Here is an 18,468-nt window from a genome sequence, read left to right on the forward strand (position 1 = left end):
GGGCTCAGAGCGGGGCGACGAAGACGTGCGCGGCGCTGCGTGCCGGGAGCCGGGCGGTGGGGTCGCCGCTGCCGACCGTCACGCCGCCGGGCCAGGGCCGGACGCTCACCACCGCGCCCGGCCGCACCCCGGCCCGCCGCAGGGCGGACAGCAGGCCGGGGTCGGCCTGGACCGGCTCCCCGATGCGCCGGACGACCGCGCCGGCGCCGTCCGGCCCGGGGCGCAGGTCACCGAGGCTGACCGTGCTCCCGGCGGGCGGCCGGCGCGGGCCGGCCCCGTCCGTCCCGCCCAGCTCCTCCAGGCCCGGGATCGGGTTGCCGTAGGGCGACTCGGTCGGGTGCCGCAGCAGCCGCAGCAGGCGGCGTTCGACGGCCTCGCTCATCACGTGCTCCCAGCGGCAGGCCTCGGCGTGGACCTGCTCCCACTCCAGGCCGATCACGTCGACGAGCAGGCACTCCGCGAGCCGGTGCTTGCGCATCACGCGGGTGGCCAGCCGCCTGCCCGTGTCGGTCAGCTCCAGGCGCCGGTCGGCGGCGATCCGCAGCAGTCCGTCGCGTTCCATGCGGGCGACGGTCTGGCTCACGGTGGGGCCGCTCTGGTCCAGGTGCTCGGCGATCCGGGCGCGCAACGGGACCACGCCCTCCTCCTCCAGCTCCAGGACGGTGCGGAGGTACATCTCCGTGGTGTCGATGAGTCTGGACACGGGGTGGGTCAGGCGCGGGTCTCGGCGGTGGCGGTCAGGACCGCGCGGCCGAGGATGTGCCCGGCCATGGTGAAGCCGAGGACGGCCGGGGTGGCGTCGGCCGGGACGCCGATCGACTCGACGTCGAGGGCGTGCACCACGACGAAGTACCGGTGCGGACCGTGCCCGGCCGGCGGGGCGGCGCCGATGTAGCGGGCGGCGCGGGCGTCATTGGGGAGCTGGAAGGCGCCCTCGGGCAGGCCCGAGCCGGTGTCGTCGCCGGCGCCCTCGGGCAGCTCGGTGACGGCGGCGGGGATGTCTGCGACCGCCCAGTGCCAGAAGCCGGACCCGGTGGGGGCGTCGGGGTCGTAGACGGTGACGGCGTAGCTCCTGGTGCCTTCCGGCGCGCCGCTCCACGACAACTGCGGGGAGAGGTCCTTGCCGCCGGGGACGCCGGAGGAGTGCTGGGCGTCCGGCCAGCGGGCGCCGTCGGTGACGGTGGTGCTGGTGAGGGTGAAGGAGACCGCCTCGGGGAGGCGGGCGAACGGGTTGTTGGCGCTCATCGCGTCGTTCCTTTCGGGCAGGCCGGGCCCCTGCGGGCCGGGTCGGGCCGAGCCGGTGCTGTGAGGTGCGGCCGTGTCGGCCACTGCAATCGACCATAACACTGATAATCGATTATTCAAGGGATCGTCTATGCTGCCCCCATGACTCAGACCGGCCCCACCGCGCCACCGCCACCGCCCTCGTCGCCCCCGCCGCCTCCCTCGTCGTCCCCGCCGACGGGCAAGCGGATGCTCTCCGAGCAGGTCTACGCACGCCTGCGGGACGCGATCATGCGCGGCGATCACGCGCCCGGCGCCGCCCTCAAGCCGCAGGACCTCGCCAGGGAGCAGGGCGTGAGCCTGGCCGTGGTGCGCGAGGCCCTCGTGCGGGTGGTCGGCGACGGGCTCGCCGACCGGCTGCCCAACCGCGGCTTCGCCGTCCCGGCCTACTCCGACCGCCGCTGGCAGGAGATCGCGGAGGCCCGCCGCACCATCGAGCCGGTCCTGCTGCGCATGTCCGTCGAGCGCGGCGACGTCGACTGGGAGGCCCGGGTGCGCGCCGCCCACCACCGGCTGTCCCGCACGCCCCCGTACACACCGGACGAGGGCGAGTACTACAGCGAGGCGTGGTCCGAGGCGCACCGGCTCTTCCACCGCGCCCTGATGGAGGGCTGCGGCAACCCCGTACTGCTGGAGACCTTCGACCGGCTGTGGACGGCGAGCGAACTGGCCCGACGCTGGTCCACGCACCGCAATCCCGGCCGGGACGGCGTCGAGGAGCACCGCCGGCTGGAGGAGGCGGCGCTCGCCCGTGACGCCGACACCGCGGTGAAAGTGCTGGTCAGGCACCTCACCCTCACGGCGGAAGGGCTGACCGGGGAAGCCTGAAGGGGACCCCCGGGCGGGGGCCCGACGGCGTGCCCGAACGGCGCCTGTGGGTTTCTCAGAGAAATCACAGCTTGGGGAAAGGGCCTTCTCAGAGCGCCCCGACATCGTGTCCGCCATGACCACGACCTCGCCCCAGGGGCGCACCGAACTGCTGAGGCCGGACGGGAGCCCCGTCCGGGTGCTTGTAGTGGACGACGAGCAGTCCATCACCGAGCTGCTGTCCATGGCCCTGCGCTACGAGGGCTGGCAGATCCGCAGCGCGGGTGACGGCCACGGTGCCGTCCGGACCGCGCGCGACTTCCGGCCCGACGCCGTCGTACTGGACATGATGCTGCCCGACATGGACGGCCTGAGCGTGCTGGGCCGGCTGCGCCGCGACCTGCCGGACGTGCCGGTGCTCTTCCTGACCGCCAAGGACGCCGTGGAGGACCGGATCGCCGGCCTGACCGCGGGCGGCGACGACTACGTCACCAAGCCGTTCAGCCTGGAGGAGGTCGTGGCCCGGCTGCGCGGACTGATCCGCCGCTCCGGTGCCGCCGACCGGCGCTCCGACTCCGTACTCGTCGTCGGCGACCTGACCCTCGACGAGGACAGCCACGAGGTCACCCGCGGCGGCGACGGCATCCACCTCACCGCCACCGAGTTCGAACTGCTGCGCTTCCTCATGCGCAACCCGCGCCGGGTGCTGAGCAAGGCGCAGATCCTGGACCGCGTGTGGTCCTACGACTTCGGCGGCCAGGCCAACGTCGTGGAGCTGTACATCTCCTACCTGCGCCGGAAGATCGACGCGGGCCGCGAGCCGATGATCCACACCCGGCGCGGCGCCGGATACCTGATCAAGCCCGCGGTGTCATGAGCCGGCGGCGACGACCGCGGCCGCGGACCCTGCGGACGCGGCTCGTCGTCGCGTCCGTGGCGCTGATCGCGGTGGTGTGCGCGGTGATCGGCACGGTGACGACGGTGGCGCTGCGCTCCCACCTGTACGAGCAGCTGGACGGGCAGGTGCGCGAGGTCGCGGCCCGGGTCTCCGGCTTCGGGCCGCCGGGCGAACGGGGGCCCGGCGGCGGGGTGAAGCAGCGGATGGACCTCGACGAGTTCGTCACGCACGGCGGACCGCAGCCGCGCGACACGATCGTCGCCGAGACGCGGGACGGTGCCGTCGTCGACGCCAAGTACGGCGAGAAGGACGACGAGAGCACGGATCCCAGCGGGACGACGGCGGTCTCCCTGGACGACGCCCAGCGCACCGCGCTGGCCACCGTCCCCCAGGACGGCGGGGCGCACACCGTCGAGATCCCCGGCCTCGGCGACTACCGCGTCGAGTACCACGACGGCTACTACGCCGCCCTGCCCACCGACGACGTCACCGAGACCATCAGCACCCTGATCCTCGTGGAGGCCAGCGTCACCGCCGCCGGTCTCGTCGCCGCCTCCCTCGCCGGGGCCGTCATCGTCGGCGTCGCCACCCGTCCCCTGCGCCGGGTCGCCGCCACCGCGACCCGGGTCTCCGAACTCCCGCTGCACGCGGGCGAGGTGAACCTCGACGAACGGGTCCCGGAGTCCGAGTGCGACCCGCACACCGAGGTCGGCCGGGTCGGCTCCGCGCTCAACCGCATGCTGAACCACGTCCACGGCGCGCTGCACGCCCGCCAGCAGAGCGAGACGCGGGTACGGCAGTTCGTCGCCGACGCCAGCCACGAGCTGCGCACCCCGCTCGCCTCCATCCGCGGCTACGCCGAGCTCACCCGCCGGGGACGCGAGCAGGTCGGCCCCGACACCCGGCACGCGCTGGGCCGCATCGAGTCCGAGGCCGGCCGTATGACCCTGCTGGTCGAGGACCTGCTGCTGCTCGCCCGCCTGGATGCCGGGCGCCCGCTGGAATTCGGGCCGACCGACCTCGTACCGCTCGTCGTGGACACCGTCAGCGATGCCCGCGCGGCCGGTCTCGGCCACACCTGGCGGCTCGACCTGCCCGACGAACCGGCCCTGGTGCGGGCGGACCCGGCCCGGCTCCAGCAGGTGCTGGTCAACCTGCTGGGCAACGCCCGCAGCCACACCCCGCCGGGTACGACCGTCACCGCGCGCGTGCGGCGCGACGGCCCGTGGCTGTGCGTGGACGTGGCGGACAACGGACCGGGCATCCCGGCCGAGTTGCTGCCGCGCGTCTTCGAACGCTTCGCACGCGGGGACTCCGCGCGGTCCCGCGCGACCGGCTCGACGGGCCTCGGACTCGCCATCGTGCAGGCCGTGACGACCGCGCACGGCGGTGGCGTGACGGTCGACAGCGCGCCGGGCCGGACGGTCTTCACCGTTTGTCTGCCCGCCGCGCACGACCGGCGGCTGCCCGCGGCGCACGACCGGCGGCTGCCCGCGGCGCACAGCCGGGACCTGTCCGCGGCGCACGACCGTTCGGATGCACCGGTGCGCTCACAGGCACAGCACAGTCTCACCACACGGGTGCGACAGGGGAGTTGAGAAGAGTCGTTCCCATGCGAACCGACTCTTCTCCCGGCTCCCTGCCGGCGCGGGAGCACCTCCCGGCCGCAGGAGCCGGTACGCCTGTCCTGGACGTAGTGGTCCCCGTCTACAACGAGGAGAAGGACCTCGGGCCGTGCGTCCGGAGACTGCACGAGCACCTCACCCGGACGTTCCCGTACGCCTTCCGCATCACGGTCGCGGACAACGCCTCCACGGACGGCACCCCGCAGGCCGCGGCCCGGCTGGCGGCCGACCTCGCGGCGGTCCGGTCGGTCCGGCTGGAGCAGAAGGGGCGCGGCCGGGCCCTCAGGACCGTCTGGTCGGCCTCGGACGCCCCGGTCCTCGCCTACATGGACGTCGACCTCTCCACCGACCTCAACGCGCTGCTGCCCCTGGTGGCACCGCTGATCTCCGGCCACTCGGACCTCGCCATCGGCTCCCGGCTGGCCCGCAGCTCGCGGGTGGTGCGCGGCGCCAAACGGGAGTTCATCTCCCGCGGCTACAACCTCATCCTGCGCGGTTCCCTCCAGGCCCGCTTCTCCGACGCCCAGTGCGGCTTCAAGGCGATCCGCCGGGACGTGGCCCAGGTGCTGCTGCCGCTGGTGGAGGACACCGGCTGGTTCTTCGACACCGAGATGCTGGTGCTCGCCGAGCGCGCCGGGTGCCGGATCCACGAGGTGCCGGTCGACTGGGTCGACGACCCGGACTCCACCGTGCACATCGTGCGGACGGCGACCGAGGACCTCAAGGGCGTGTGGCGGGTCGGCAAGGCCCTGGCCACCGGGTCGCTGCCGCTGGACCGGCTGGCCCGTCCCTTCGGCGACGACCCGCGCGACCGCGACCTGACCGGCGTACCGCAGGAGCTGGCCCGGCAACTCGTCGGCTTCTGCGTGGTAGGCGCCCTGTCCACCCTCGTCTACCTGCTGCTCTACAGCGGCTTCCGCCACTTCGCCGGCTCCCAGCTCGCCAACGCGCTCGCGCTGCTGGTCTCGGCGGTCGCCAACACCGCCGCCAACCGGCGGCTGACCTTCGGGGTGCGGGGCCGGGGCGGCGCCGTGCGGCACCAGGCGCAGGGGCTGGTCGTCTTCGGCATCGGCCTGGCGCTGACCAGCGGTTCGCTGGCCGCCCTGAGCGCGGCGACGAGCGACCCCGACCACTCCACCGAGCTGGCGGTGCTGATCGCCGCCAACCTGGCGGCCACCGTGCTGCGCTTCCTGCTCTTCCGCGCCTGGGTGTTCCCGGACGCGCCGCCCGCGGCCCCCTGCCCGGACCACCGCCCTTCCGAACCCCATCTCCCGGACCCGCAGCGCACCTGGAGCGACGCCCGATGACGACGCACTACGACCCCACCGCGCCCGCCGGCGGCACACCCACCCCGGCCGGCATGGACGCGGGTCCTCCGTCCACCGCGCCGCCGGCCCACCGGCAGCCCCGGCACCCGCTGGGCTCCCGGCTCGGCCGGGTGTGGCGCGGCCGCCCCGAGGACCCGCGCTGGGTGCGCCCCGCCCTCCTCGGCCTCCTGCTGGCCACCGCGCTGCTCTACCTCTACAACCTGAGCGCCTCCGGCTGGGCCAACTCCTTCTACTCGGCGGCCGTACAGGCGGGCAGCCAGTCCTGGAAGGCGTTCTTCTTCGGCTCGCTCGACGCTGGCAACGCCATCACCGTCGACAAGCCCCCGGCGGCGCTGTGGCCGATGGCGCTGGCGGTGCGGATCTTCGGCCTCTCCTCCTGGTCGATCCTCGTGCCCGAGGTGCTCATGGGGGTGGGTACGGTCGCCGTCGTGTACGCGGCCGTCCGCCGCCGCTTCAGCCCCGCGGCGGGACTGATCGCGGGCGCCGTGCTCGCGCTCACCCCGGTCGCGGCGCTGATGTTCCGGTTCAACAACCCGGACGCGCTTCTCGCCCTGCTGATGTCCGTCGCCTGCTACCTCGTCGTACGGGCGCTGGAGGACGGCCGGACCAAGTGGCTGGTGTGGGCGGGCGCCGCGATCGGCTTCGCGTTCCTGGCGAAGACCCTCCAGGCCTTCCTGATCCTGCCCGCCCTCGCCCTGGTCTACGGCGTCTGCGCACCGGTGCGGCTCAGGAGGCGCCTCGGGCAGCTCGCGCTGGCGACCGCCGCGATCGTCGTCTCCGGCGGCTGGTGGGTCGCGGTCGTCGAACTGTGGCCGGCGTCGTCCCGCCCGTACATCGGCGGCTCGCAGAACAACAGCTTCCTGGAACTGACCTTCGGCTACAACGGCCTCGGCCGCCTCAACGGCGAGGAGACCGGCAGCGTCGGCGGCGGGGGCGGCCCCGGCGGCGGGAGCGGCGGCCAGTGGGGCGAGACCGGCTGGGACCGGATGTTCAACTCCGAGATCGGCGGGCAGATCTCCTGGCTGCTGCCGGCCGCCCTGATCCTCCTCGCCGCGGGCCTCCTCGCCACGCGCCGCGCGGCCCGCACGGACACCGCACGGGCGTCCCTCCTGGTCTGGGGCGGCTCGCTGCTGATGACCACGGCCGTCTTCAGCTACATGGCCGGCATCTTCCACCAGTACTACACGGTGGCCCTCGCGCCGTACCTGGCGGCCGTGATCGGCATGGGCGCCGCGACGCTGTGGGAACGCCGCGCGCGGCCCTGGGCGTCGCTCGCCCTCGCCGCCGCCGTCACGGCGAGCGCGGCCTGGGGCTACGTTCTGCTCAACCGCACCCCCGACTACCTCCCCTGGCTGAGGGTGCCGGTCCTGGTCGGCGGCCTGGTCGCCGCGCTCGGGCTGGTCTTCGCGGGCCGGCTGGGGCGGCGGACCGCCCTCGCGGCGGCGGGGCTCGGCCTCGTGGCGTCGCTGGCGGCGCCCACCGCGTACACGCTGAGCACCGTGCGGGAAGGGCACAGCGGCTCCATCGTCACGGCCGGTCCGGCCGGCGCGAGCATGGGCGGCGGCCCCGGCGGTGGCGGTGGCCGGGGCGGCGGCTTCCCGGGCGGCGGGAACGCACCCGGGCAGGGGCAGGGGCAGGGCCAGGGCGGTCCGGCCGGCGGCGGCTTCCCCGGCGGCGGCACCGCGCCGGGCGCCGGGGGCAGCAACCAGAACGGCCAGACGCCGAACGGCCAGAACGGCCAGAACGGCCAGGCGGGGCAGATGCCGAACGGCCAGAACGGCGGCCCGACCGGCGAAGGCGGCCGCATGGGCGCGGGCGGTGGCGGCGGCATGGGCGGCCTGCTCAACGGCGCCGAAGTCGGCGCGGAGGCGAAGAAGCTGCTGGAGACCGACGCCGACGCGTACACCTGGGCCGCCGCCGCGATCGGCTCCCAGAACGCCGCGAGCTACCAACTCGGCACTGGAGCCCCGGTGATGGCCATCGGCGGCTTCAACGGCACCGACCCGTCGCCGACCCTGGCCCAGTTCAAGAAGTACGTGGCGGACGGCCGGATCCACTACTTCATCGGTGGCGGCGCGGGAGGCGGCATGGGCGGCGACTCCGGTGCCGCGTCCCGGATCACCGCCTGGGTCGAGGCCAACTTCAAGGAGGTCACGGCCGGCTCGGCCACCTTCTACGACCTGACGTCGCCGACGAGCTGAGGTCGCAGACGACCTGACGTCGCAGACGGCCCGACCGCCGTCCCGGACGGGAGAGCGTTGTACAGCGTAGAGGACTCTCCTATACGCTGTACAACATGACGACGTCACCCCAGGAATCCGCCAAGGACCGGGAGCGCGAACCCGCGCCCCCGGTCCAGGGCCATCCGCAGCGCTGGCTGATCCTCGGTGTCATCAGCCTCGCCCAGCTCACGGTGGTCCTGGACAACACCGTGCTGAACGTGGCCATCCCCTCGCTCACCGACGAGCTGGGCGCGGCCACCTCGGACATCCAGTGGATGATCAACGCCTACTCGCTCGTCCAGTCCGGCCTGCTGCTCACCGCGGGCAGCGCGGCCGACCGGTACGGCCGCAAGAAGATGCTGGCCACCGGTCTGGCCCTGTTCGGAATCGGGTCGCTGGCGGCCGGACTCGCGGACACCACCGGCCAGTTGATCGCGGCGCGGGCCGGCATGGGCGTCGGCGGCGCCCTGCTGCTGACCACCACGCTGGCCGTGGTCATGCAGATCTTCGCGCCCGCCGAGCACGCCAAGGCCATCGGCATCTGGAGTGCGGTCAGCGCGCTCGGCTTCGCCTGCGGACCGCTGATCGGCGGCTTCGTGCTGGACCACTTCTGGTGGGGTGCGATCTTCCTGATCAACCTGCCGGTGGTGGCCCTCGGCCTGGTCGCGGTCGTGACCCTGGTCCCGGAGTCGAAGAACCGGCAGGGCGACCGGCCCGACCTGCTCGGCGCCGTCCTGTCCACGATCGGCATGGCCGCGCTGGTGTACGCGATCATCTCCGGCCCGGAGTACGGCTGGACGTCGGGCCGGGTCCTGGCGACCGCCGCCGTCGCCGTGGGGGTGCTCGCCCTCTTCGCCCACTGGGAGAGCCGCGTCCCGTACCCGATGCTCGACCTCAGCTTCTTCCGCGACCAGCGGTTCACCGGTGCGGTGGCCGGTCTCGTGCTGATCACCTTCGGCATGGGCGGTGCGCTGTTCCTGCTCACCCAGCACCTGCAATTCGTCCTCGGGTACGGCCCGCTCGAGGCGGGGCTGCGGACCGCGCCGCTGGCCCTGACGGTGGTGCTGCTGAACTTCTCCGGGGTGGCGGCCAAGTGGCTGGCCAGGCTGGGCACACCGGTGGCGGTGCTGCTGAGCATGGTGCTGATGTCGGCGGGCCTGGTGTCGATCGCCACGCTGACCGGGGAGGGCTACGCCGGGACGCTGCTGGGGCTGGTGCTGATCGGCGTGGGGTGCGCGCTCGGCAATCCGGCCATGGCCCATGCGCTGATGAGCGCGATACCGCCGGCCAAGGCGGGGGTCGGCGCGGGCGTCAACGGCACGCTGGCCGAGTTCGGCAACGGGCTGGGCGTGGCCGTCCTCGGGGCGGTGCTGAACTCCCGGTTCGCGGCGCTGACGCCGGTCGCGGCGACGTCGTTGCCGGCGGCGTTGGCCTCGGCGCGGGGGGAGGGGGAGCGGGGCCGGGTCCTCGACGCGTTCTCCTCCGGAGTGGAGGGCAGTCAGTTGGTGGGAGCGGCGGCGGTGTTGCTGGGCGGGGTGGTGGCGGCGGTGTTGTTGCGGCGGGCGGAGCGGGCAGACTCGGGGGTTGTGAGCGCCTGAGGGCGCGGGCGGCCTGCTCGCGACGCGGCGGGTCGACCGCGGCTGCTCGCGCTCACCTGGCGGAGCCGCACCATGATGGGGTCCCGCGCCCCGGTGGGGCGCTTCGCCGACCGGTGTGTGAGGAGTCGAGGAGAGGTGCGCATGGCGAAGGCAGGGCGGGAAGGGCCGCGGGACAGTGTGTGGCTGTCGGGGGAGGCGCGGCGCGGTGGGCGCCGTGGGGGGCAGCCGTCCGGGCTCGACCGGGACAGGATCACCCGGGCCACCGTCCGGCTGCTGGACGCCGAGGGCCTGACGGGGTTTTCCATGCGCCGCCTGGCCGCCGAGCTGAACGTCACGGCGATGTCCGTGTACTGGTACGTCGACACCAAGGACCAACTGCTCGAACTCGCCCTGGACGCCGTCTTCGGCGAGCTGCGCCACCCGGACCCGGGCGCCGGCCTCGACTGGCGCGCGGAGCTGCGTGCCCTGGCCCGGGAGAACCGGGCGCTGCTGGTGCGCCACCCCTGGTCGTCCCGGCTGGTCGGCACCTACCTCAACATCGGACCGCACTCGCTGGCGTTCTCCCGGTCGGTGCAGCGCGTCGTGGGCCGCAGCGGGCTGCCCGCGCATCGCCTGACCGGCGCCATCTCCGCGGTCTTCCAGTTCGTCTACGGCTACGGCACCATCGAGGGCCGCTTCCTCGCCCGGGTGGCGGAGACCGGCCTGAGTCCCGAGGAGTACTACGAGGACTCGATGAGCGCCGTGACCGAGGTGCCGGACACGGCAGGTGTCATCGAGAACGCCCAGGACATCATGGCGGCCCGGGGCGGCGACACCGTCGCGGAGATGCTGGACCGGGACTTCGAGTTCGCCCTCGACCTGCTGGTCGCAGGCATCGACGCGATGGCCGACGCACCCTGACCCCACCCGGACCGCACCGGTCCCACGCCCACAGCAGCCCGCCCGGCCGAGGCGACGTTCAGCCGCACGCCTCGGCGCACGGCGGCCGGCCGTCGCCGCTCGGCCGTACGTCCCCGTGGGACCGGCGCTCGGGGTATGCCCGCCCGACGCGGCGTTCGGCCGCACACCTGGCCGATGGGGCTGGGCCATACGGCCGACCGCGGCACTCAGCCGTACGCCCCGGCACGCTGCGACACTCAGCCGTACGCCCCGGCACGCTGCGGCACTCAGCCGTACGCCCCGGCACGCTGCGGCACTCAGCCGTACGCCCCGGCACGCTGCGGCACTCAGCCGTACGCCCCGGCATGCTGCGGCGCTCAGCCGTAAGCCGCCCGGCCCACGGCGCTCGGCCGCAGACGTCGGCCGACGGCGCTGAGCCGCTGAGCCCGCGCGGCGTTTCCGGGCGGCCGCCGCGGGCCCCCGGGGCCTAGGGGGTGTCGTTTGGATCTTGCCGGGGTCGCGGGGTCTGGCACGCACATCTGCGGCGTTGTCGTCGGTTGCCAACTCCCCCACGCTCGGCTTCGCTCGCGCGGGGGGACCCCCATCGCGTTGTCGCCCTCCTCCGCCTTGCAGCTGCACGCACCAGACCCCGCTCGGGTTGGCCACAAGGCACCGCCGGCCGCGGCCGGCCTGATCCAAACGACACCCCCTAGTCGTCCGCCGACAGCCGCGCCGGGAAGCCGCCCGTCGCCACCGGGCCCCACTTCTCCGGCGTGACCCGGATGATGGACTTGCCCTGCTTGACCATGGCCTGCCGGTACTCGTCCCAGTCGGGGTGCTCGCCGGAGATGTTGCGGAAGTACTCCACGAGCGGCTCGACGGAGTCGGGCGCGTCGACGACCTCCGCGGTGCCGTCGACCTGCACCCACGGGCCGTTCCACTCGTCGCTGAGCACGATGAGGCTGACCCGGGGGTCGCGGCGCGCGTTGCGGGTCTTGGCCCGTTCGGGGTAGGTCGAGACGACGATCCGCCCGGCGTCGTCGACCCCGCAGGTCAGCGGCGACCCCTGCGGGCTGCCGTCGGCCCGCCGGGTCAGCAGGATCGCCCGGTGCCGGGGGCGTACGAAGTCCAGCAACTCGGCCAGGGAGACGCGGGTGTTCGTCGCGATGTTCGGTGCCATGGCGCCAGCCTAGGACGCGGCCGCGCGCTACGGTCGCAGCGCCTCCGCGAGGTTGTCGTGGACCGGCACGTCGCGGCGCAGGCCGGAGAGCTCCAGGACCCGGCTCGGTACGCCCTTCGGGGCGGCCACCACGCGCAGCAGGGTGCGCTCGGGCAGCCGGCGGCGCACGGCGGCGATCAGGCGGACACCCTGGGAGTCCATGAAACGGGTCGCGGAGAGGTCGAGCACGAGCAGGCGCAGTCCGTCGGAGCGCTGCTCCACGGCGGTCGTGATCAGGGGCAGCAGCCCCGAGGCGTTGCAGAAGTCGATCTCGCTGGGCATCGCGAGCACGGCGCAGCCGGGTGGCTCACACGGCCCACACGGCTCGCAGGGCTGGGGGAGGAAGGTCACAGCACTCACCTGACAGACGTCCGTCGGGCTTCCGGCCGGGCCGCTTCCTGACCCGGCTCCCATTCCACCACGCGGCGGGGCGGCGCGGAAGGCGCACCGCTCGCCGGCCGCCGGGCCGCCCGGACCGTCGGCCGAGCGTCACCGGCACGCAACCGAGCAGCTAAAGTGCTGTTCGTCCTGTGCTCGCAGTCGGGAATGTGCTGCGGAGCTCTCCTGCGCACGGCCGTGAGGCCGCGCTTGCCGAAGAGGTTCGTGGTGGCTGCGTCCGAATTTACTGATTTGCCGCGTTTTCCGGTGGGTTTCGAGCTGGCCGAGGCCCTGACCGCGGCGGCTCGCGAACTGCACGGGACGGGCACCCCGGACGACACCATGCACACCGCCGTCACCCTGGCGGTACGCCTGCTGCCCGACGCCGAGCACGCGGACATCTCGGAGATCCAGCGCGGCGGCCGGCTGCGCTCCCTGGCCTGGACCGACGAGACCGTGCGGTTCGCCGCCGAGCCCCGGCAGGGCGGCCACACCCCGCACCCGGACTGGGAGCGCCTGTGGACCACCCCCGTGGTGCGGACGGACGACAGCGAGGCCGACGGCGGCGGCAACGTCCTGTCCGGGCGCGGCCTGCGTTCGGCGCTGTCCCTGCGGCTGCGCGCCGACCGGCGCCGGCTGACGGTGCTGACCGCGTACGCCCGCAAGCCGCAGGCCTTCGGCGAGGACGCCACCCGCATCGGGCGGCTGTTCACCGCGCACGTCACCCTCGCCCTGGACTCGGCGACCGTGCGCGCGCAGCTCACCGAGGCGATGCGCACCCGGGACCTGATCGGCCAGGCCACCGGCATCCTGATGGAGCGCCTGGACATCGACGCGGCCGGTGCCTTCGAGTCCCTCGTGAAGGCCTCCCAGCGGGAGAACGTGAAGCTGCGCGACCTGGCCCGCCGCATCGTCGACGCCAACTCCGGCGCGGGCGGCAGAGGCGTGACCGAGAGGTAACGGGACATCCGTACGGTCATGACCCCGCAGACGACCGGCCCGGGTACGGGCGCGAACCCGGACACGCTCGATCACGCCATGGCGCGCGTCCAGGGCCTCGACACCCTGCTGCGCGATCTGACCGACCGGGCGGTCGTGCAGGTGCCCGGTGCCGTGGCCTGCTCGGTCACCGTGCGCCGCGCCGACCGGCTGATGACCCTGGCGGGCAGCACCGGCCTGCCCAGCGGCCTGGACCTGCGCCAGTACGAGAACGGCTCGGGCCCCTGCGTGGACGCCGCCGAGACGGGGGACGCGCAGTACTCCCCCGACCTGGCCGCCGAGACCCGCTGGCCCGCGTACACGGAGTACGCGCTGGCCACCGGGGTGCGCTGCGTGCTGGCGCTGCCGCTGCCCGTCGAGGGCGAGACGGGCGCCGCGCTCAACCTCTACGGCATCGAGCCCGCCTCGCTGGCCCGCGGACGGGAGGCGGCCCGCGCCTTCGCGGAGCGGGCCGCGGACGCGGTGAACGAGGCCCTGCGCATCGAACGGCGGCAGGCCTCGGCGGCCGACGTGCGCACCGCCCTGATCTCCCGCAGCGTCATAGACCAGGCGGTGGGCATGCTCATGGCCCGGGAGCGCATCGACGCCCACCGGGCCCTGGAGCGGCTGCGCCGGGCCTCGCAGGACCGGAACGTCAAGCTCCGGGACCTGTGCGCCCAGGTGGTGTCCCGGGCGTCCGGCGACGCCTCACACGGCGGGCAGTGACTCCCCCTGCACCGCCTGGATGTCCAGCTCGACCCTGAGCGTCGTGCCGATGGCGGCGATGCCGGCCTGGACGACCTGGTTGTAGTTCATGGCGAAGTCCTCGCGGTGCAGTTCCGCCGTCGCGCGGAACGCCGCCCGGGTGCCGCCCCAGGGGTCGGCGCCGGTGCCGAGGTAGGCCAGGTCCAGGTCGACCTCGCGGACCACCCCGTGCAGGGACAGCTCACCGTGGACGGTCCAGCGGTCCGGGCCGGCCTCGCTCACGCCGGTGGAGCGGTAGGTGATCTCCGGGTGGCGCTCGACGTCCAGGAAGTCGGCCGAGCGCAGGTGGGTGTCGCGCATGCCGTTGCCGGTGTCGATGGAGGCCGCCTTGATCACCGCCTCCACCCGGGACTTGGTGACGTCGTCCGGCGCGATCTCGACGGTGGCGGCGAAGTCGGTGAAACGCCCGCGCACGCTGGAGATGCCCAGGTGCTGCGCGACGGCGGCCACGCTGGAGTGCGCCGGGTCGACGGTCCACGGTCCCGGCGGCGGCAGTTCGGTGCCGCCCTGGCGGGCCAGCGTCACCGTGCCGACCTCGGCCCGGCCGCTCGCGGTGACGATCGCGCTGGAGGCGGCCGGCGCGTAGCCGACCGCGGTGACGATGACGGTGTACGCCCCCGGCGTCAGCGCGGTGGTGTCCCGCACGGCCCCCTCGGTGTCCGCCTCGGCGCGCAGCACCTGCGCGCCGGTCATGTCGGTCACCGTGACGACCGCGTGCGACACGGCCCATCCGTCCCGCGTTCGGATCCTCGCGGTCAGTCCCATCCCGTTTTCTCCCTGCAAAGACTCAGAAAGTGGTCGTAAAGAAACCGGCCCGTGGTGGGCGGGCGCACCTCCGCTCAGAGCGCGCACGCCACCACGGGCCGGGGTTCTGCTACTCGCCGGGGTGGGCGAGCTCGATGTCGTGGCCGTCGGCACCGGGGCCGGCGACCGTCAGGGCGGTGGCCACCGGCGGGTAGCCGGTCGCGATGACGGTGTACTCACCGGCGTCCAGGTCGGTGAAGGCGTACGCCCCGTCCGCCCCGGTGGTGGCCGTGCCGACCACGTTGCCCGCCGCGTCCACCAGGGTGACCCGGGCGTCGGCCAGCGGACCGTGCGGGGCCCGCACGACGCCCTGGACCTGGGCCCCGGCCTGGAGATCGACCTCGACGCGGGTGACGCCGGTGCCCCCGACCTCCAGGGGCAGGGCGCGGGGCCGGTAGCCGGCGGCGTTGACCGCGACGGTCACCGTGCCCGGCACCAGCTCGGTGAAGGCGAACTCGCCCGCCTCACCGGTGGCGGCGCTGGCCAGCAGGTCGCCGCGCACGTCGGTGACGATCACCATGGCGTCCTTGACCGGCTGCCCGCTCTCCTCGGCCCGCACCAGGCCGGTGAGCCCGCTGGTGCCGCTGAGCAGGATGTCGTAGGCGACCGGCTCGTCGTTGACGACGATGGTGGAGGCCTGCGGCTGGAAGCCGTCGGCGGAGGCGATCAGCACGTACGACCCGGCGCTCGGCGCGTCGACGGCGTAGGAGCCGTCGGCCTGGGCGACGGACCGGCCGAGCTGCCGGCCGGCCAGCGAGATCAGCGTGACCGCTGCCTGCGGGACCGGGGCGGACTCGGCGCCGCGGACGAAGCCGCGCACCGCGATGCCGCCGGAGACGGGGGCCTGCGGTTCACCGGAGCCGGTCGTCGTGGCGACGGCGGCCAGCCGCTGCGTGGCGGCCGGGGAGGCCGCGGTGTCCGAGACGGCGGAGGTGGCCGACGTGGCCGGGTCACCGGACGGCGCGGCGGACACGGCCGCCATCGCCCCGGCCGGAACCGGCTCGGCGGCGACGCGGACGGCCTCCGCGGGGGTGCCCGCCACCGGCGGCGCGGCCTCGGCCGAGGCCTCCGACGCCTGGGCGAGGGCGCCCTTGGTGCGCAGCGGGACCTCCTTGATGAACAGCGTCACCAGGAAGGCGAGCAGGGCGATCGGGGCGACGATCAGGAAGATGTCCGCGATGCCGTGCCCGTAGGCGCTCTCCAGCCATTCCCGGATGCCGGGGGGCAGCAGGTCCATGTCGGGGATGGCGCCGCTGCCGGAGGCCTTGGCGGCCGCCGCCTGCTCCTGCGGGCTGAGCGAACCGATGGTGTCCGAGGCGTAGTGGCTGATCCGGGTCGACATCACGGAGCCGAGCACCGAGACGCCCACCGCGCCGCCGAGGGAGCGGAAGAAGGTGACCGTGGAGGACGCGGCACCCAGGTCGCTCGGGTCCACCTGGTTCTGCGTGCAGAGCACCAGGTTCTGCATCATCATGCCGACGCCGAGACCCATCAGCGCCATGAAGATCGCGATGTGCCAGTAGGGGGTGTCGTAGCGCATGGTGCCGAGCAGGCCCAGGCCCGCGGTCAGCAGCACACCGCCGGCCAGCAGCCAGCCCTTCCACTTGCCGGTCTTGGTGATGACCTGACCGGAGACCGTGGACGAGACGAACAGACCGCCGATCATCGGGATCGTCATGACACCCGACATGGTCGGGGACTTGTCCCGGGCCAGCTGGAAGTACTGGCTGAAGTAGACGGTGCCCGCGAACATCGCGATACCGACGAACAGCGAGGCCAGCGAGGCCAGCGTGATGGTGCGGTTCCTGAACAGGCGCAGCGGGATGATCGGCTCGCTGGCCTTCGACTCCACGAGGAGGAAGATCAGCGTCAGCACGATCGCGCCGCCGACCATGGCGCCGGTCTGCCACGACATCCAGGAGTACTTGTCGTCGGCGAAGGTGACCCAGACGAGCAGCAGGCAGACGGCCGCGGTGACGAAGAAGGCGCCGGCCCAGTCGACCTTGACCTTCCGCTTGAGCACCGGCAGGTGCAGCGTCTTTTGCAGCACGATCAGCGCGATGATCGCGAAGGGCACGCCGACGTAGAGGCACCAGCGCCAGCCGAGCCAGCTGGTGTCGGTGATGACGCCGCCGAGCAGCGGACCGCCGACGGTGGCGACCGCGAAGGTGGCGCCGAGGTAGCCGGAGTAGCGCCCGCGCTCGCGCGGGGAGATCATCGCGGCCATGATGATCTGCGCCAGGGCGGACAGACCGCCGGCGCCCAGGCCCTGAATGCCTCGCGCGGTGATCAGCATCCCGGGGTTCTGCGCCAGACCGGCCACGACGGAGCCGATGACGTAGACGAGCAGGGCTATCTGGACCAGGGCCTTCTTGCTGAACAGATCCGCGAGCTTGCCCCACAGGGGGGTGGAGGCGGTCATCGTCAGCAGCGAGGCCGTGACGACCCAGGTGTAGGCGCTCTGGCCGCCGCCGAGGTCCCCGATGATCTCGGGCAGCGCGTTGGTGACGATGGTCGAGGACAGAATCGCGCAGAACATGCCGAGCAGCAGCCCGGACAATGCCTCCATGATCTGCCGGTGCGTCATCGGAGCGTCTCCGGAGGAGCCTCCCCCGTGCTTGGCATGAGCCCGCACACCGGCTGGTGTGGTCGTTGCCATGGACTTCCTTTACTTACGTGGTGATCGCGGGTGTACGGGTGGACTGTGCGTCCCCGGACAGTGCGGGAGGCCGGGCCGCGGGGGCCCGGCAGTCGTCGAAGCTGGCCCTGAGGCGGGCCATGAGCCGGGAGAGCTGGCCGACCTCGTCGTCGGACCAGTCGCTCAGGCGGTGGGAGAGCAGCTGGGTGGTCCGCTCGGCGATCTCGTCGAGCTGGTCCTGCCCGGCGGGCGTCAGGCGCAGGATGCGCGAGCGCTTGTCCGCGGGGTCGGGAAGGCGTTCGATCCAGCCCCGCTCGGCGCCGTGGGCGACGTGGCGGCTGGTCACCGACATGTCCACCGCGAGCAGCTCCGCGAGCTTGCTCATGCGCATGTCCCCGTGGCGGCCGAGCAGGGTCAGTACGGCGACGGACCCGCCGGGACAGTCGGACGGCAGCAGCCGCCCCATCTCCCGCTTCACGGCGCCGAAGGCGCTGAACTGGCGGATCAGCTCCTCGTACTGCGCCTTCTCGGCCATGCGCACCTCCCGATTCGTTGCTTAGGGCAACCATAAGATCCGTTAGTTGCTACAGGCAAACAAAAATGGTCGGTGTGGCATAAAAAGTTGGCAAAGGCAAGTATTGCGAAAGTAAATGCGCAGGTGATAAGGGGTGGACCGGGTCAAGGGCACTCGGTGGCCCCGCACTTGGGCCGCACCCGCGGATTCGCTAGTGTCTCGGCCCATGGCTAACACCCAGGGCCCCCAGGGCAATAACGACCCCGCAGGCAGCACCCAGATGTTCCGCGCGTTCGTCGACGACGCCCCGCAGGGCCGGCAGGCGGCGGCCCCCGCCGCCTCCTCCTCCGGGCCCCGCGTCGGCCTGATCGTCGGCATCGTGGCCGCCGTGATCGTCGTCGCGGCCGTGGCCTGGCTGGCGCTCGGCTAGGACGGCACGGGCACCGGGCCGCCGCGGCCGGTACCGGAACACACGAAGGCGACCGCCGCGGCACCCCCGAGGTGCCACGGCGGTCGCCGTGCTGTCGTACG

Annotated in this window: 17 protein-coding genes; 10 read left to right on the top strand and 7 right to left on the bottom strand. The window is 73.4% G+C overall.

Features of this window, described 5'->3' with window-relative positions; genetic code table 11:
* Positions 1-4: 4 nt before the first annotated feature.
* Complete coding sequence (locus B9W62_RS19975; protein ID WP_087808468.1) at positions 5-703, bottom strand: iron-dependent transcriptional repressor DtxR; 699 nt, start codon at positions 701-703, stop codon at positions 5-7.
* A gap of 8 nt (positions 704-711) precedes the next feature.
* Positions 712-1,245: a YbhB/YbcL family Raf kinase inhibitor-like protein gene (locus B9W62_RS19980; protein WP_087808469.1), complete on the bottom strand. Its 534-nt coding sequence runs from the start codon at positions 1,243-1,245 to the stop codon at positions 712-714.
* Positions 1,246-1,386: 141 nt separating this feature from the next.
* Between B9W62_RS19980 and B9W62_RS19985 the strand changes: the two genes are divergently transcribed.
* The 7 genes from B9W62_RS19985 (at position 1,387) to B9W62_RS20015 (ending at position 10,662) form a co-directional block, all read left to right on the top strand.
* The gene (locus tag B9W62_RS19985) at positions 1,387-2,112 is read left to right on the top strand and encodes a GntR family transcriptional regulator (protein ID WP_373433694.1); all 726 of its coding nucleotides are present in this window, start codon (positions 1,387-1,389) and stop codon (positions 2,110-2,112) included.
* A gap of 115 nt (positions 2,113-2,227) precedes the next feature.
* On the top strand, positions 2,228-2,968 hold the full coding sequence (locus B9W62_RS19990; protein WP_179235568.1) for a response regulator transcription factor: 741 nt from the start codon (positions 2,228-2,230) through the stop codon (positions 2,966-2,968).
* Complete coding sequence (locus B9W62_RS19995) at positions 2,965-4,587, top strand: sensor histidine kinase (RefSeq protein ID WP_087808472.1); 1,623 nt, start codon at positions 2,965-2,967, stop codon at positions 4,585-4,587. Before B9W62_RS19990 ends, B9W62_RS19995 begins: the two co-directional genes overlap by 4 nt.
* A gap of 14 nt (positions 4,588-4,601) precedes the next feature.
* Complete coding sequence (locus B9W62_RS20000) at positions 4,602-5,921, top strand: bifunctional glycosyltransferase family 2/GtrA family protein (protein ID WP_087808473.1); 1,320 nt, start codon at positions 4,602-4,604, stop codon at positions 5,919-5,921.
* Positions 5,918-8,143 (top strand): ArnT family glycosyltransferase, encoded by a 2,226-nt coding sequence (locus B9W62_RS20005; protein ID WP_087808474.1) that lies wholly within the window; start codon positions 5,918-5,920, stop codon positions 8,141-8,143. The genes B9W62_RS20000 and B9W62_RS20005 overlap by 4 nt, the downstream gene beginning before the upstream one ends.
* A 95-nt stretch (positions 8,144-8,238) precedes the next feature.
* Complete coding sequence (locus B9W62_RS20010) at positions 8,239-9,762, top strand: MFS transporter (protein WP_087808475.1); 1,524 nt, start codon at positions 8,239-8,241, stop codon at positions 9,760-9,762.
* A 141-nt stretch (positions 9,763-9,903) separates the two neighbouring features.
* On the top strand, positions 9,904-10,662 hold the full coding sequence (locus tag B9W62_RS20015; RefSeq protein WP_087808476.1) for a TetR/AcrR family transcriptional regulator: 759 nt from the start codon (positions 9,904-9,906) through the stop codon (positions 10,660-10,662).
* 688 nt (positions 10,663-11,350) lie between these two features.
* Here B9W62_RS20015 and B9W62_RS20020 read toward each other — a convergent pair.
* Both B9W62_RS20020 and B9W62_RS20025 read right to left on the bottom strand, forming a co-directional pair.
* The gene (locus tag B9W62_RS20020; RefSeq protein WP_087808477.1) at positions 11,351-11,821 is read right to left on the bottom strand and encodes a PPOX class F420-dependent oxidoreductase; all 471 of its coding nucleotides are present in this window, start codon (positions 11,819-11,821) and stop codon (positions 11,351-11,353) included.
* A gap of 27 nt (positions 11,822-11,848) precedes the next feature.
* The gene (locus tag B9W62_RS20025) at positions 11,849-12,211 is read right to left on the bottom strand and encodes an STAS domain-containing protein (protein ID WP_087808478.1); all 363 of its coding nucleotides are present in this window, start codon (positions 12,209-12,211) and stop codon (positions 11,849-11,851) included.
* A gap of 237 nt (positions 12,212-12,448) precedes the next feature.
* Here B9W62_RS20025 and B9W62_RS20030 point away from each other — a divergent pair, with 237 nt between their 5' ends.
* Both B9W62_RS20030 and B9W62_RS20035 read left to right on the top strand, forming a co-directional pair.
* The gene (locus B9W62_RS20030) at positions 12,449-13,198 is read left to right on the top strand and encodes an ANTAR domain-containing protein (RefSeq protein ID WP_179235569.1); all 750 of its coding nucleotides are present in this window, start codon (positions 12,449-12,451) and stop codon (positions 13,196-13,198) included.
* 18 nt (positions 13,199-13,216) lie between these two features.
* Positions 13,217-13,942, top strand: coding sequence for a GAF and ANTAR domain-containing protein (locus B9W62_RS20035; protein ID WP_087808480.1), 726 nt, complete (start codon positions 13,217-13,219; stop codon positions 13,940-13,942).
* On the opposite strand, the gene B9W62_RS20040 is transcribed toward B9W62_RS20035, so the two are convergent.
* The 3 genes from B9W62_RS20040 to B9W62_RS20050 form a co-directional block, all read right to left on the bottom strand.
* Positions 13,925-14,746, bottom strand: coding sequence for a YceI family protein (locus B9W62_RS20040; RefSeq protein ID WP_087808481.1), 822 nt, complete (start codon positions 14,744-14,746; stop codon positions 13,925-13,927). The genes B9W62_RS20035 and B9W62_RS20040 overlap by 18 nt on opposite strands.
* Before the next feature lie 109 nt (positions 14,747-14,855).
* Entirely contained in the window at positions 14,856-17,444 is a 2,589-nt protein-coding gene (locus B9W62_RS20045; protein ID WP_087808482.1) for an MFS transporter, read from the bottom strand.
* A 13-nt stretch (positions 17,445-17,457) separates the two neighbouring features.
* Positions 17,458-17,958 (bottom strand): MarR family winged helix-turn-helix transcriptional regulator, encoded by a 501-nt coding sequence (locus tag B9W62_RS20050; RefSeq protein WP_087808483.1) that lies wholly within the window; start codon positions 17,956-17,958, stop codon positions 17,458-17,460.
* A 205-nt stretch (positions 17,959-18,163) separates the two neighbouring features.
* Between B9W62_RS20050 and B9W62_RS20055 the strand changes: the two genes are divergently transcribed.
* A complete protein-coding gene (locus B9W62_RS20055; RefSeq protein ID WP_087808484.1) occupies positions 18,164-18,367 on the top strand; it encodes a hypothetical protein in 204 nt (67 codons plus the stop codon).
* Positions 18,368-18,468 lie beyond the last annotated feature (101 nt).

The organism is Streptomyces sp. CS113, assembly GCF_002188365.1.
Taxonomy (GTDB): Bacteria; Actinomycetota; Actinomycetes; order Streptomycetales; family Streptomycetaceae; genus Streptomyces; species Streptomyces tendae.

What these genes read in the sequence shown, in the direction of transcription:
- B9W62_RS20040 (WP_087808481.1), bottom strand. Translation starts at nt 14,746, where the DNA reads ATGGGACTGACCGCGAGGATCCGAACGCGGGACGGATGGGCCGTGTCG.
- B9W62_RS20015 (WP_087808476.1), top strand. Translation starts at nt 9,904, where the DNA reads ATGGCGAAGGCAGGGCGGGAAGGGCCGCGGGACAGTGTGTGGCTGTCG.
- B9W62_RS19980 (WP_087808469.1), bottom strand. Translation starts at nt 1,245, where the DNA reads ATGAGCGCCAACAACCCGTTCGCCCGCCTCCCCGAGGCGGTCTCCTTC.
- B9W62_RS20050 (WP_087808483.1), bottom strand. Translation starts at nt 17,958, where the DNA reads ATGGCCGAGAAGGCGCAGTACGAGGAGCTGATCCGCCAGTTCAGCGCC.
- B9W62_RS20020 (WP_087808477.1), bottom strand. Translation starts at nt 11,821, where the DNA reads ATGGCACCGAACATCGCGACGAACACCCGCGTCTCCCTGGCCGAGTTG.
- B9W62_RS20005 (WP_087808474.1), top strand. Translation starts at nt 5,918, where the DNA reads ATGACGACGCACTACGACCCCACCGCGCCCGCCGGCGGCACACCCACC.
- B9W62_RS19990 (WP_179235568.1), top strand. Translation starts at nt 2,228, where the DNA reads ATGACCACGACCTCGCCCCAGGGGCGCACCGAACTGCTGAGGCCGGAC.
- B9W62_RS20055 (WP_087808484.1), top strand. Translation starts at nt 18,164, where the DNA reads ATGGCTAACACCCAGGGCCCCCAGGGCAATAACGACCCCGCAGGCAGC.
- B9W62_RS19985 (WP_373433694.1), top strand. Translation starts at nt 1,387, where the DNA reads ATGACTCAGACCGGCCCCACCGCGCCACCGCCACCGCCCTCGTCGCCC.
- B9W62_RS20045 (WP_087808482.1), bottom strand. Translation starts at nt 17,444, where the DNA reads ATGGCAACGACCACACCAGCCGGTGTGCGGGCTCATGCCAAGCACGGG.
- B9W62_RS19995 (WP_087808472.1), top strand. Translation starts at nt 2,965, where the DNA reads ATGAGCCGGCGGCGACGACCGCGGCCGCGGACCCTGCGGACGCGGCTC.
- B9W62_RS20000 (WP_087808473.1), top strand. Translation starts at nt 4,602, where the DNA reads ATGCGAACCGACTCTTCTCCCGGCTCCCTGCCGGCGCGGGAGCACCTC.
- B9W62_RS20035 (WP_087808480.1), top strand. Translation starts at nt 13,217, where the DNA reads ATGACCCCGCAGACGACCGGCCCGGGTACGGGCGCGAACCCGGACACG.
- B9W62_RS20010 (WP_087808475.1), top strand. Translation starts at nt 8,239, where the DNA reads ATGACGACGTCACCCCAGGAATCCGCCAAGGACCGGGAGCGCGAACCC.